At 71.8% G+C, this 13,526-nt stretch carries 8 protein-coding genes; 3 read left to right on the top strand and 5 right to left on the bottom strand.

All coding sequences use genetic code 11. The features are described 5' to 3' along the window. Positions 1–204 precede the first annotated feature (204 nt). Positions 205–987 (bottom strand): SDR family oxidoreductase, encoded by a 783-nt coding sequence (locus IE267_RS15425; protein WP_167159200.1) that lies wholly within the window; start codon positions 985–987, stop codon positions 205–207. An 81-nt stretch (positions 988–1,068) separates the two neighbouring features. Here IE267_RS15425 and IE267_RS15420 point away from each other — a divergent pair, with 81 nt between their 5' ends. Next, a complete protein-coding gene (locus tag IE267_RS15420) occupies positions 1,069–1,908 on the top strand; it encodes a hypothetical protein (RefSeq protein ID WP_161249868.1) in 840 nt (279 codons plus the stop codon). A gap of 105 nt (positions 1,909–2,013) precedes the next feature. On the opposite strand, the gene IE267_RS15415 is transcribed toward IE267_RS15420, so the two are convergent. The 3 genes from IE267_RS15415 to IE267_RS15405 all read right to left on the bottom strand — a co-directional run bounded on the left by IE267_RS15415 (position 2,014) and on the right by IE267_RS15405 (position 4,238). Then, complete coding sequence (locus IE267_RS15415; RefSeq protein WP_100574276.1) at positions 2,014–2,217, bottom strand: DUF397 domain-containing protein; 204 nt, start codon at positions 2,215–2,217, stop codon at positions 2,014–2,016. 171 nt (positions 2,218–2,388) lie between these two features. After that, positions 2,389–3,258: a helix-turn-helix domain-containing protein gene (locus IE267_RS15410; RefSeq protein WP_189763606.1), complete on the bottom strand. Its 870-nt coding sequence runs from the start codon at positions 3,256–3,258 to the stop codon at positions 2,389–2,391. A gap of 227 nt (positions 3,259–3,485) precedes the next feature. Continuing rightward, positions 3,486–4,238: a GOLPH3/VPS74 family protein gene (locus IE267_RS15405; protein WP_161249872.1), complete on the bottom strand. Its 753-nt coding sequence runs from the start codon at positions 4,236–4,238 to the stop codon at positions 3,486–3,488. A 145-nt stretch (positions 4,239–4,383) separates the two neighbouring features. On the opposite strand from IE267_RS15405, the gene IE267_RS15400 reads away from it, so the two are divergent. After that, on the top strand, positions 4,384–6,906 hold the full coding sequence (locus tag IE267_RS15400; protein WP_229861197.1) for a serine hydrolase: 2,523 nt from the start codon (positions 4,384–4,386) through the stop codon (positions 6,904–6,906). A gap of 230 nt (positions 6,907–7,136) precedes the next feature. Further along, positions 7,137–9,056 (top strand): DUF8823 domain-containing protein, encoded by a 1,920-nt coding sequence (locus tag IE267_RS15395; RefSeq protein WP_189763605.1) that lies wholly within the window; start codon positions 7,137–7,139, stop codon positions 9,054–9,056. 52 nt (positions 9,057–9,108) lie between these two features. Here the strand turns inward: IE267_RS15395 and IE267_RS15390 are convergent, their stop codons facing one another. Beyond that, on the bottom strand, positions 9,109–13,293 hold the full coding sequence (locus IE267_RS15390) for a bifunctional nitrate reductase/sulfite reductase flavoprotein subunit alpha (RefSeq protein ID WP_229861194.1): 4,185 nt from the start codon (positions 13,291–13,293) through the stop codon (positions 9,109–9,111). Positions 13,294–13,526: the final 233 nt, after the last annotated feature.

The following is a 13,526-nucleotide window of genomic DNA, read 5'->3' as shown; positions in this document are numbered from 1 at the left end:
TGAAGCCGAACGGTTTTGCTCCATCTTTACCCTTGAGGGTGTTGTCGCGCATGTGACGGCAGCCACACGATGGGCGGGCGCTTCGTCAGACTCCGCCACCCCGGCGCGTACAGACGCGAACGACCGCACGGGATGCGGGTCCCGTGCGGTCGGGAAAGCAGGCCCAACTGGCTTTGTTCGTCCATCAGTTGCGGTGCTCGTCGGTCACCGCATCAGCTCGCCGGCGTTCACCAGGAGCGACTGGCCGGTGATCGCGCGGGCCCGGTCCGACGCCAGGAAGACCACGGCGTCCGCCACATCGCCGTCCGTGGCCAGCTCCGGCAGTGCCATACGTTCGGTGAGCCGCCCGAGCACCTCCTCCTCCGGCACGCCCTCGGTGTGCGCGGTGAACTGCACGTACGCCTGCACCGGCGGCCCCCACATCCAGCCCGGCAGCACCGTGTTGACCCGTATCCGGTCCGGGCCGAGCTCGCGCGCCATGGAGTACATCGCGGAGGTGAGCGCCCCCTTGGACGCCGCGTACGCCGCCTGCCACACCTGGGAGGGCGCCGCCACCGACGACTGCGTGCCGATGACGACCACCGAGCCGCCGCGCGCCTTGAGCGCGGGCAGGCAGGCCCGGGTCATGCGCAGGGTGCCGAGCAGGTTCACGTCGATGACCTGCTGCCAGGTGGCGAAGTCCGCGTCCCGAAGCCCGCCGAAGTAGCTGTCCCAGGCGGCGACATGGACGACCGCGTCGACCGCGCCGAAGCGCTCCACGGCGAGCGCGGCGAGCGCCTCGCACTGGGACTCGTCGGTGATGTCGGTCGGCAGGTGGGCGGTGCGGGTGCCGTCCGGGTCGATCTCGGCCGCGGACTTGGCGAGGTTGGCCGCGGTGCGTGCGCCGAGCACCGCGTTGCCCCCGTCGCGCACCACGGCGGCGGCGACCTGGTGCCCGAGCCCGGCCCCGACCCCGGACACGATGACGGTCTTCCCACTCAGCAACATCCGGTCGCCTCCCGGCTCTGGCACATCTTCTGACGGGGCGTCAGAGTAAGGGCGTCCGGTGACGGAAGGAAGGGATGCGGCATGACGGAGGACACACGGCCCGGGGCGTACGCGGAGCTGGCGTCGGTGGGCCCCTACGGGGTGCGCCCGGGGCACGCGCTGATCACCATGGTGGAGCCGCACCCGGGGCACGAGTACGCCTACAACCGCTGGTACGAGGACGACCACTACTACGCCGGCGCGATGGCCATGCCCTGGATGTACGCGGGACGCCGCTGGGTCGCCACTCGCGAGCTCCAGGAGCTGCGCTACCCGGAGAAGTCCGCGATCGCCCAGCCGGTCGGCGCGGGCTGCTACCTCTCGACGTACTGGATCACCGACGGGCGCTACGACGAGCACATGAAGTGGACCGTCGGCATCAACAAGCGCCTCAACCGCGACGGCCGGGTCTATCAGGACCGCACCCACGTCTTCACCGCGTTCCAGGACCACGAGGCGACCGTCTACCGCGACGGCGCGGCCGGCCCGCGCGACTACCACGCCCTCGACCACCCCTACGCGGGCCTGGTCCTCCAGGTCGTCGACGCCGAAAGCGCCGACGCCCGGCCGGAGTTGCTGGAGTGGCTGCGCTCGAAGGAGCTGCCCCGGCGGCTTTCCGGGGGGCCCGCGGCGATGGTGACCGTGTTCCGGCCGACCCCGCTGCCGGGCGACCGCATGACGTATGTGAAGCAGGTCGAGGGCGTCGGCACCCGGCTCACGCTCCTCTGGTTCCTGGAGCGGGATCCGCGCGAGGTCTGGGCGGACCACTTCACCGGACTCGACGCCGCGGTGGCCGAAACGGGTCTGGGGAGGCTGGAGTTGGCGGCGCCGTTCCTTCCCACCGTGCCGGGCACCGACCGCTACGTGGACGAACTCCGCTAGCGGGTCCGGTGCCGCGGGCATGGCCGAGCCCCCTCGGCCGGGACGGCGGACCAGTCGAGAGGGCTCTTGTCGATAAGACGGGTATCACGATGGCTGCGGCGGTCGTCAGCTGAGGGAGTCCCGGGTCACCTCGGCCACGAACGCGTTCCACGCGCCGGGGGCGAAGGAGATCGAGGGGCCCGCGGTCACTTTGGAGTCCCGCACGGCGATGGCGTGCGTCTCGGGGGACTTGACTTCGACACATGCGCCGTTTCCGGTGGAGTACGAGGACTTCGTCCAAGTGTCCGTGGCGCCCTGAAGAATGGCCATGATCGCTCCGATTCCTGCCAGTTGGTCGTTCCCGCCCAACGGTCTTCGTTGACGTGATCGACGCTACTCGCAGGTCTCGTAGTGTGCGGGGGCCATTCACTCGACCGGATGGCATATTCCGGTTGGCTCTTCCATCGCGGTACGCGTGGGGTGTACCGTGCCGCGCCTCGATCAGCCTGCCGTGCCGTCGGCGTATTCCTTGGCGACCTTCGTAATGAATTCCCGGGTCTGGTCCACATTCAGCGCCTGCGCCCTCAAGTGCTCGTACATCACGCTGTATTTCTGGACATCATTGGCCTTTTCCAGGTAGAGGTCGCTGGTGACGCCCTCGATGTAGACGACGCTGGAGTCCGAGGCGTCCGGAAATTCCAGAATCGCGTACTGGCCGTTGATTCCCGGATGCGCGCCCATGCTGAACGGCAGCACCTGCACGGTGACGTGCGGGAGTTGGGACTGGTCGATGAGGAATTCCAGCTGGTCGATCATCAGCTGCTTGTCACCGACCCTGCGGCGCAGCGCCGCCTCGTCGATGACCACCCACAGGCGCAGGGGGTTCTCCGTCGCCTTCACCCGCTCCTGCCGTCGCAGGCGGACGTTGACCCGCTTCTCGACGTCGGTCGGGGCGGTCTCCGGCAGCGCCCCCGCGATGAGGGATTCCGCGTACTGCCGGGTCTGCAGCAGCCCGGGCACGACCTGCGGATCGTAGACGCGCAGACTCGCCGCGTCCGGCTCCAGACCGATGTAGACGCTGTACGGGATGTCGCCGAAGGCGTGCCACCAGCCCTGCTGGCGGGAGTCCTTGGCCATCTGCATCAGCGAGTCGACGATCCGGTGGTCCTCGACCTCGTAGACCCCGCACAGATCGCGCACATCGCGCTGGCTGATCGAACGGCGGCCGTTCTCCAGGCGGCTGATCTTCGACTGGGACACCAGCAGGCGCTCGGCGACCTCTTCGGCCGTCATGCCCTTCAGCTCGCGGAGTCTGCGCAGCTCCTGGCCCAGTCGGCGCCGCCTGACGGTGGGATTGACGTTGGACGCCACGGGTAACGCACCTCCGGCTCACGGCTCTTCTGTTCTTCTGCTCAGCAGACTGCCACCAACATCCCGGCACGCGCTGGAAAATGGCCACACACAGCGACTATGCGAACGCGCGGGGCTGTTGGGACAGCCCCGCGCGTTCCTGGATGCGGCTCCCGAACCGGGTCATGGGGACGTCGGTGCGGCGGTGGTGCGACTACTGGTGCCGGTGGTGTCTGGTGCCGGTTCCGCTAGTGGTGAGCCACGGCCCTGGCCATCACCCCGTGATGCGGCTGCATCGGGACGCCGGCCGCCGCCGCGTGGCGACTCCCGGGGTCCGGCGCGGCGGTGCCGGCCTGGCCGTTGCGGCGCGGCTGAGCGGCCACACCGTTCTGGACGTCCATCACGGCGTGCGCGACGAGACCGCCCATGGGGTCGTGCCTGATCAGGTCCCTTAGCCGGGAGCGCGATGACCGCCCCTCGTTGCCGGGGTACAGGTGCTTGCCGAGCCCGACTGCGTGGGCCAGCGCGGCGAGCGCCGCGGTCCGCGGGTCCGGCGGTACGCCGGTGCGGATCGCACTGTCCAGCCGGGCCCTGATGTCCCGGCTGATCGCTGTCTCCGTCGCTTGGTAGCGGGTCGTCGGCAGCACCCCGCACATCTGGCCCGACACGGCATGGACCATGCCGCAGCGCTCCAGGTGCGCGAGGTAAATCTGGCGGAGCCCGAGGCGGGGTCCGCCGATCCAGTGGACGGCCCGTACCGGGCTGCCGCGCCTGCGCAGCAGTTCCAGTGCGGAGTCCAAGGTCGGATCTCCTGTCGGCCGTGCCATCACCACGGCGATACGATCCCCGTCTGGGGCTATCCGTCCTGCCAGAGCCAGCTCCACTAGCTGTGCTCCGGCGAGGCCGAGGTCGAGCGACTGCGGCTGCGCTGTGGTACCCGTGGCCGGGTCCAGAGCGAGCAGCAACAGCTCTTCCGGAATAGTTCTGCGGCTCCTGCCCATCCATGCCTCCCCGCGTGGATGAATGACAGGGTGACCCCTCTCACATTCATCTGTCGAGAGCGCCTGGGCGGTTCGTACGGGAACCGACAGGTATGTCGTTCTCGTCTAGCCGCGGGGGCCTACCCGGCACACGGGACACTGGTACATGGTTCGGACAGTTTCGAATGACGCCACCCGGCGTCTGGAGGAGGCATCGGTGGCGGGCGAGTCCCCCGACAAGTCGGAGCAGCAGCAGTCGTCGGGTTCGTCCGGCACGGGGGAGGACGCCGCCCGGTCGGCCAACGGTTCCGGGGCCGGTTCGGGTTCCGTGGACCAGGCGACCGCGGTCTTCCGGGCCCCGCGCCAGGAAGACGGCGACTCCCGGCTCCGCGCGGCGGTCGCGGCCTGGGTCGACCAGGACGCGGACGACAGGACGGCCGATCCCGCGCCGGACTCCGCGCCGCGCGAGTCGAAGGCGGACAACGCTGTCGCCGAGGCCGAGGGTGCCGAGAAGCCGGCGAAGCCCGCCGAGCCGGGCAGCAAGGCCGAGGAGTCCCCGGCCGCGCCGGGCTCCGGCGCCCCGGTCGAGGACACCTCCGGCGCCGACGCGTCCGCCGACGAGGAGAGCGGCTCCTCGGATGCCTCCGCCGAGCCGGAGAAGGCCGCCGCGACGAAGGATGCCTCCGCCGAGCCGGAAAAGGCCGCCGCGGCGACGGATGCTGCCGCGGCGCCGAGCCCCGCCGAGCCCGAGTCCCCGGCCGAGCCCGAGCCCAAGGACGCCGCCAAGCCCGAACAGGCGAAGGCGGCCGACGCCGCGAAGCCGGGCGACGCCTCCGGGGCAGACAAGGCCTCCGGGGCGGACAAGGCCTCCGAAGCGGACAAGGCCTCCGAAGCGGACAAGGCCTCCGCGGCGGACAAGCCCGGGCCCGCGAAGACGTCCGGCGCCGCCAAGACGAGCGACGCCGCCAGGGCGGCCGACGCCCCCAAGGTGCCCGAAGCCGCGAAGGCGCCCGAGGCTGCCGGGACCGCCGTGGCCGGTGGGTCCGCCGGGGCGGACAAGCCCGGGGCGGGCGAAGGCATCGATCACCCCACCGCCGTCTTCAAGGCCCCGAAGCCCCCGGCCGTCGACCAGCCGACGGCCATGCTCAAGCTGCCCGCACCCCAGCGGGAGCCCGAGGCCGAGCGCACCGGGGAGCGGGCCGCCGAGCGGACCAGCCAGTTCGTGCCGCTGCGCTCGGACGACGCGGGGACCGGCACGAAGAAGCCCGGGACCCCCGCCAGGCGGCCCGAGGCGCCCAAGGTGACCCCGCCGCCGCCCGCCGCCTTCGGCGCGGCGCCGGCCCCGAGCGCCACCGGACCCGCACCGGACCGCGCCGAGCGGACGCGGCAGCAGCCGCTGCCGCCGAAGCCCCCGCTCGACCTGCTTGCCGAGCTGACGAACACCCCGCCCCCGGCGCAGACCGCGGTCCGCTCCACGGTGCGGCGCTTCAAGATCTGGACTCCGCTGGTCCTGCTGCTCCTGGTCGTCTTTGCGGTCGTACAGATCATGCGTCCGCTGCCCGACCCGAAGCTGACCCTCACCTCGTCGGCGACGTACTCCTTCGACGGGGGCACGCTCAACCTGCCGTGGCCCGCCGAGGGCCAGTCGGCGGTCGCCGTGGACGGCGTGGGCACCATCGGCACGCACGGGGAGCAGAAGCCCGCGCCGCTGGCGAGCGTGGCCAAGACGATGACGGCTTACGTGATCCTCAAGGGCCACCCGATCAGCGGGAAGCAGGAGGGCGACAAGATCACCGTCGACCAGCAGGCCGAGGACGACGCGAAGAAGCCCGACGAGTCGACGGCGCCGATCCGCAAGAACCAGCAGTTCACCGAGAAGCAGATGCTCGAACTGCTGATGATCCCGTCCGGCAACAACGCGGCCCGGCTGCTGGCCCGTTGGGACGCGGGCAGCGAGGAGGCGTTCATCGCGAAGATGAACGACGCCGCGAAGTCGCTCGGCATGACCAACACGACGTACACCGACCCCAGCGGTCTGAAGGAGACCACGGTCTCCACGCCGACCGACCAGCTCAAGCTGGCCCAGGCGGTCATGCAGAACGACGTGTTCCGGGGCATCGTCAACACGCCCCAGATCAAGATCCCGGGCATCGACTCGATGATCTACAACAACAACACGATCCTGCTCAAGCCGGGTGTCAGCGGCATCAAGACCGGCTCCTCGACACCGGCCGGCGGGAACCTGCTGTGGGCGGCCGACACGATCGTCGACGGCAAGAACCAGCGGATCTACGGCGTCGTGATGGGCCAGCGGACCGGCACCACGCTCGACAACAAGCTGAAGGCCGCGATCAACAGCAGCTACACGCTGATCAAGTCCGTGCAGAACGCCGTGACCTCGGCGACCGTCGTCAAGAAGGGCGATGTCGTCGGGTACGTGGACGACGGGCTCGGCGGGAAGACCCCGGTCGTGGCCGCCAAGGACCTCAAGGCGGTCGGCTGGCCGGGCCTGAAGGTCGAGGTCGCCCTGGGCAACGGCGGCAAGCCCGTCCCGCACACCGCGGAGGCGGGCGACGTCGTCGGCGAGCTGTCCATCGGCACCGGCAACGGAAAGCTGACCGCGCCGGTCCAGCTGAAGACCGCGCTGGCCGAGCCGGGTACGGGCGACAAGCTCACCCGACTGGGCTGACCGCCGCGAGCGCGTCGAGGGCGCCCCGACCTGCGGGGCGCCCTCGTGCTAGCTTCGGGCAACTGGGGACGCGGGGACGGCGTCCTTGGAATCGGGGCAGAATTTCCGGAGAGACTTCCGGACCCAGCAATCCATGAGCAAGGGCCGGCCGGACGGCCCCCGCGCGGACCGTGTGCAATTGCACAGGGTCGCGCATGCCAGGTGAGACAGCGTGAGCCGGGAGAGCCGCAGTGACCACCGCTGAGCCGACGCCCACCCGCGCCGACAGCACCGCGCGTACGAGCACGTCGAGCGCGCGTACGCGCACGAGCCCCGCCGGGCCCGGGCCGGACGCCGACAACGGGCCGGACGCCGCGGGCACCTCGGGCTCCGGCGCCCCCGCACCCGACGCCGGTTCCGGCCCGGCCGGAACGTCCCGGCTGTCGCGAATACGGCTCGGACCGGACTCCTGGCCCAAGCGGCACCCCGTCGCGTTCGTGACGGCGGTCGCGGCCGCCACGCACATCCTCTGGTTCTTCCTCTTCGCCAACAGCGGCGGCGACCTCGCGGCGCAGGACGCCTGGACCGAGTTCGTCGGCCGCAACCCGGAGTCCGCGTACAACCTGGCCTGGTACGGCGGGATGCACCCGGTCTCCTACAGCGTGGTCTCGCCGTATCTCATGTCGGTGCTCGGCGTCCGGACGACGATGATGATCGCCGGGACCGTCTCGGCCGGGCTCACCGCGCTGATCCTGGTGCGCGTGAAGGCCGTCCGCAATCCGCTGGCCTGCTCCTTCGCCGCGCTGTTCGCCTTCCTGTGCAACGCCATGTCGGGCCGGGTGACCTTCGGGCTCGGCACCATGTTCGCGCTCGGCGCGGTGGCCGCGGTGTTCTGCTGGCCGCACAACAAGCGCGAGAACCGCTGGCCGAAGGCCGCCGTGGCCGCGCCCTGTGCCGCCCTCGCCACCGCGAGCAGCCCGGTCGCCGGACTCTTCCTCGGCATCGTCGCGGCCGCCCTGTTCCTCAACAAGCGTCGCCCCGGCGCGTACGCGATCGGCCTGCCGCCGGTCGCCGTGGTGGCCCTGTCGGCCTGGCTGTTCCCGTTCTCGGGCACCCAGCCGATGTCGCTGGCCACCACCTCCGGGCCGTTCCTCTTCGCGGCCCTCATCTTCTTCCTCGTCCCGAAGGACTGGCGGACGGTCCGCACGGCCGCCCTGGTGTACGGGGTCGGGGTGCTGCTCTGCTTCGCGATCAACTCGCAGATCGGCTCCAACATCACCCGGCTCGCGATGCTGTTCGCCGGCGTGCTGCTCCTGGCCGCGCTGCCGTACACGGTGCCGAAGTCCCGCAAGTGGTACGCGGTGGTGCTCGCCTTCGTCGGACTCAACGGGTGGATCGGCTTCAAGTCGGTGGACGACATCGTGCACACCGCCCCCGCCGCGACCTGGGCACGCGATCTGGCTCCCCTGGTCGACCAGTTGCAGGGGCTCGACGCCGCGACCGGGCGGGTCGAAGTGGTCCCCGCCTCCAGCCATCGCGAGGCCTCCGCGTTCACCCCGTACGTCAACCTCGCCCGCGGCTGGAACCGCCAGGCGGACATGCAGCGCAATCCGCTGTTCTACGACGACACCCTGAACGCGGACAACTACCACGCCTGGCTGGACCGCTGGGCGGTGCGGTACGTGGTGCTGCCGCTCGGCCCGGCCGACCGCAACGGCGCGGTGCAGGAGGGCAAGCTGATCGAGCAGGGGCTGCCGTACCTGAAGCAGGTGTGGTCGAACGAGCACTGGCGGCTCTTCGCCGTCGACAACCCGACCCCGCTCGCGGACCCGCCCGCCACGGTCAAGCACGCCGGCGAGGGCGAGGTCACCGTGGACGTCCGCTCGCCGGGCACGATCCTGATCCGCATCCCGTACTCGCCGTGGCTGAAGCTGGTCGACGACAAGGGCGACGGTGTGGTGCCGCCGCAGGAGACCCCGGAGTCCAAGCTCCGCGGCCACGGTCGGAAGGAGTACACCAACCCGAACGGCTGCCTGCGCAAGTCGGCGCCGACCGCCTCGGGCGACGAGTGGACCGAACTCCTCGCGCCGAAGCCGGGCACGTACCACGTGGCCGCCCCGTACAGCATCCCCCGTGGCACGGGCTGCCCGCCGGAGCTGGCGGCGCCCTGAGCCGCCCGCGCGGCCCGGCCGGCGGCGCGCGGCACGGTGGGCGGCGGCCCGCTCAGTAGACGTCCCGGACATAGCGCTTGTCCGTGGCGAGCCGCCGCACGTACGCCGCCGCCTCGTCCTCGGGCAGGCCGCCGTGCAGCGCCACGATCTCCCTGAGGGCCGAGTCGACGTCCTTGGCCATGCGGGAGGCGTCGCCGCAGACGTAGAAGTGGGCGCCGTCCCGGAGCCACTGCCACAGGCGCGGCCCGTGTTCGCGCATGCGGTCCTGGACGTAGACCTTGTTGCGCTGGTCGCGCGAGAAGGCCAGGTCGAGCCGGGTGAGATGGCCGGAGGAGACGTACGCCGCCAGGTCCTCGCGGTGGTAGAAGTCCGTCGCCGCGCGCTGCTCGCCGAAGAAGAGCCAGTTGGGGCCGGTGTGGCCGCGGGCCGCGCGGTCTTCGAGGAAGCCGATGAAGGGCGCCACGCCGGTGCCGGGGCCGACCATGATCATGGGCGTTGCCGGGTCGGCGGGCGGGCGGAAGTGCGCGGAGCGCCGCACGAAGACCTGCACCGGGCCGTCGTCCGCGCAGTCGGCCAGATAGGTCGAGCAGACGCCCTTGCGGTCGCGGCCGAGGCCGTTGGTGTAGCGGACGACGGACACGGTCAGGCGCACCTCGCCCGGGTGGACGAGCGGGCTGGACGAGACGGAGTACAGGCGGGGCTGAAGGGGTTTGAGGACGTCGGTCCAGTCGGCCGCGGACGCGCGCACCGGGTGCGCGCCGACCACGTCCGCCGCCTGCCGGCCCCAACTCCACTTCGCCAGCGCGTCCTTGTTGTCCGGGCGAAGGAGCCGCTTGAGCTCGTGGGCGCCGGTGCGCTCGACGATGAACCGGAGCAGGTCGGTGGATGTCCGGGTGAGGTCGAGGCGGGTGCGCAGCGCCTCTTCGAGCGGCAGCCGAAGGCGCTCGCCCGGCTCGCCGGCCTCCACCGGCTCCTCGGGGTCGAGACCGGTGAGGGCCAGCCACTCGGCGACCAGGCCCGGGCTGTTGACCGGCCGGATGCCGAGCGCGTCCCCCGCCTCGTAGGCGAGCTCGCCCTCCCGGGTGTCCAGGGCGAACTGCCGCACCTCCTTCTGCGAACCGGGGCCGCTGAGCAGCCTGTTGCCGACCAGGAGCGTGGCGAAGGGCGAGGCCTTCGTGTACGCGGTCCTGCGCGCGGCCGGCGCCGCTCCGGTGGCCCGGTCCTCGGCGAGGGCGGCCGAGACCTCGCCGAGCCAGCGTTCGGCGGCCTCCGCGTAGTCGGGTTCGCAGTCGGCGCGGGGCAGCAGGCGGGCGGCGCCGAGTTCGTCGAGGCGCTGGTCGATGCGGCGGCCGTGACCGCAGAAGTCGGCGTAGGAGGAGTCGCCGAACGCGAGCACCGCGTACCGGATTCCGTCCAGCCGGGCCGCCTGGGGGTCGGCGAGCGCCTGCCAGAACTCGGCCCCGTTGTCCGGGGCTTCGCCGTCGCCGAAGGTGCTGGTGACGACGAGCACGTCCGGGGCGGGAGCGGCGGCGAGACGGTCGGGGGTCGCCTCCGCCATGGGGAGCAGCTCGGGCGCGCGGCCCGCCGCCGAGAGGCGCGCGGCGGCGGCCCCGGCGAACGCCTCCGCGGTGCCGGTCTGCGAGGCCCACAGGATGAGCAGGCGCCGGGACGGAGCCGCGGGGGCGCGGGGAGCGCTCGCCGCCGGGGCGGCCCGCGAGAAGAGGCCGGCCAGGGCGCCGTCGACCCACAGCGCCCGGTCCGGGTCGAGGGGCGCTCCGGGCGGCAGCACGGGCACGCGCCCGTCGGGCGGGGCGAGGGCGAGCCCGGAGAGGAAGCCGGACAGATAGCGCCGCTCGGGTTCGGTGAGCGGTGCGGGGGTGGCGTCGCGGACGCCGAACAGGCGCTCAAGAGAGGCGAGTTGGGCTGCCACGGCCCCTCCTTCCGGCGCTCCCGGAGCCGTGGCCGCCCCCGGCTCTTCCGGTGGGGTGGGGACGGGTGCGGTGACGCGGGCCAGGGAGACGGCGCACACCTTGAACTCCGGCTGGAGGGAGAGGGGATCGACCGCGTCGTTGGTGACGGCGTTGACGCTGAGGTGCTCGCCGAACAGGTCGTTCCAGTGGAACGGGGCGAAGCATTCGCCCTGCCGGACCCGGTCGGTGAGCCGGGCGGGCAGCACAGCCCGCCCGCGCCGTGAGACGACCTCCAGACGGTCGCCCTCCCCGACCCCCAGGGCGGCGGCGTCCTCGGGGTGGACCTCGACGAACGGGCCGGGGTCGAGTTTGGTGAGCCGGGCGACCTTCCCCGTCTTGGTCAGGGTGTGCCACTGATGCTGGAGACGGCCGGTGTTGAGGATGAACGGGTGCTCCCGGTCGGGGAGTTCGGCCGCCGGAAGGTGCGGCCGGGCGAAGAACTGGGCCCGCCCGTTCGCGGTGGGGAAGGCGAGCCGGGGCCGGGTGCCGTCCGGGCGCTCCAGGAGGTCCTGGCTGACCCCGTCGTTGACGTACCGGACGGGGTTGCGGTCGGGGCCGTCGGCGCTCGCCGCGGGCCACTGGACGGGGGTGCCGCGCAGCCGCTCGTACGTCACGCCCCGGAGGTCCCAGCCGGTCCTGGGGTTCCAGGCCTGCTTGAGCTCCTCGAAGACCTCCTCGGACGAGGCGTAGGTGAAGCCGGCGGAGAACCCCATCGCGCAGGCGACCTTGGCGATCAACTGCCAGTCGGGCAGGGCCTGTTGGGGTGGGTCGACGTACCGGCGGCTGAGCGTCAGGTTGCGCTCGGAGTTGACCATGACCCCGTCGGACTCGGCCCACAGGGTCGCGGGCAGGACGACGTCGGCATAGGCGTTGGTCTCGGTTTCGGCGAACACATCCTGGGTGATGACGAGTTCGGCGGCTTCGAGACCCGCGATGACGGTCCGGCGGTTGGCGACGGAGGCGACGGGGTTGGTGCAGATGATCCAGCAGGCCTTGATGTCCCCGGTGGCCAGCCGCTCGAACATCTCGACGGTGCCGCCCGCGACGTCCGTGCGCAGGGTGCCCCCGGGTATCTGCCACAGCTCCTCGACGAAGGCGCGCTCGGCGTCGACGAGCACCGAGCGCTGTCCGGGCAGGCCCGGGCCCATGTAACCCATCTCGCGCCCGCCCATGGCGTTGGGCTGGCCGGTGAGCGAGAAGGGGCCGGCGCCGGGGCGGCAGATGGCGCCGGTCGCGAGGTGCAGATCGACCAGGGCGTTGGTGTTCCAGGTGCCGTGGGTCGACTGGTTGAGCCCCATCGTCCAGCAGCTCATCCACGCGCCGGCCTCGCCGATCCAGCGTGCCGCCTGCCGGATGTCCTCCTCGGCCAGGCCGGTGATCTCGGCGACCCTGTCCGGCGGGTAGTCCGCGAGGAAGCCGGGCATGTCCGCCCAGCCGTCGGTGAACTCGGCGATGAAGGCGTCGTCGGTGTGCCCGTTCGCGACGAGGAGGTGCAGGAGGCCGTTGAGGAGGGCGAGATCGGTACCGGGCCTGATCCGCAGGAAGAGGTCGGCCTTGTCGGCGGTGGCGGTGCGCCGGGGGTCGACGACGATGAGTCTGGCCCCGGCCGACTTGACCCGGTCCATCATGCGCAGGAAGAGGACGGGATGGCAGTCGGCCATGTTGGCGCCGATGACGAGGAACGCGTCCGCGTGGTCGAAGTCCTGGTACGAGCCGGGCGGGCCGTCCGCCCCGAGCGACAGCTTGTAGCCGGAGGCCGCGGAGGCCATGCACAGACGGGAGTTGGACTCGATGTGCTTCGTCCGTACGAACCCCTTGGCCAGCTTGTTCGCCAGATACTGGGCCTCCAGGGACATCTGGCCGGAGACGTAGAAGGACAGCGCGTCGGGGCCGTGTGCGTCCAGGACGGCCCGCAGCCGGGCGGCGACGTCCGCGACGGCCTCGTCGACATCCGTCTCGACCGCCCGCCCGCCGCGCTCGCCGCGCACGAGGGCCCGCCCGAGCCGTCCCGGCGCGGCCATCATGTCGGCGCTGGTCGCCCCCTTGGTGCACAGGCGCCCGAGATTGGCGGGGTGCGCCTTGTCCCCGGAGACCTCGATGCTCCGGTGGGGGGCGTCCCCGGGCGCCTCGCCGACTCCGCGCCGCGCCTCGGCGTCCCGGCGCCCGTCGAGCACGATCCCGCACCCGACCCCGCAGTACGAACAGACCGTACGCACTCCACCGCCGTCCACCACGACCCCGCTTCCGCCCACCTCGCCCGACACCACGTACCAGCAGCCTAGAAACCCCGGATTTCCCCGCCGTCACGGGCCGGGCGGGCGGGGGGTTACGCGTGGCGCACGGGGTGGGGGCGGGGAGTGTGAGGCGGGGCCGGGGTGGAGGGGGTGAGGCGGGTGCCCGGCCGGCCCGCCGCAGGGTCGCGGCGGGCCGGCCGGGCGTCCATGAACTGCCGTACTGGGCACGGGAGTTGGATGGATACGGGGGAGTCGCTTGAATGGCG

Origin of the sequence: Streptomyces xanthochromogenes (genome assembly GCF_014650455.1) — a bacterium.
GTDB classification, from domain to species: Bacteria; Actinomycetota; Actinomycetes; order Streptomycetales; family Streptomycetaceae; genus Streptomyces; species Streptomyces xanthochromogenes.
This window is presented reverse-complemented; position numbering and strand designations above follow the sequence as displayed.

Bases quoted from the DNA above. Each gene is read 5' to 3' on its own strand.
- IE267_RS15425 (WP_167159200.1), bottom strand. From the start codon at position 987: ATGTTGCTGAGTGGGAAGACCGTCATCGTGTCCGGGGTCGGGGCCGGG.
- IE267_RS15420 (WP_161249868.1), top strand. From the start codon at position 1,069: ATGACGGAGGACACACGGCCCGGGGCGTACGCGGAGCTGGCGTCGGTG.
- IE267_RS15415 (WP_100574276.1), bottom strand. From the start codon at position 2,217: ATGGCCATTCTTCAGGGCGCCACGGACACTTGGACGAAGTCCTCGTAC.
- IE267_RS15405 (WP_161249872.1), bottom strand. From the start codon at position 4,238: ATGGGCAGGAGCCGCAGAACTATTCCGGAAGAGCTGTTGCTGCTCGCT.
- IE267_RS15400 (WP_229861197.1), top strand. From the start codon at position 4,384: ATGGTTCGGACAGTTTCGAATGACGCCACCCGGCGTCTGGAGGAGGCA.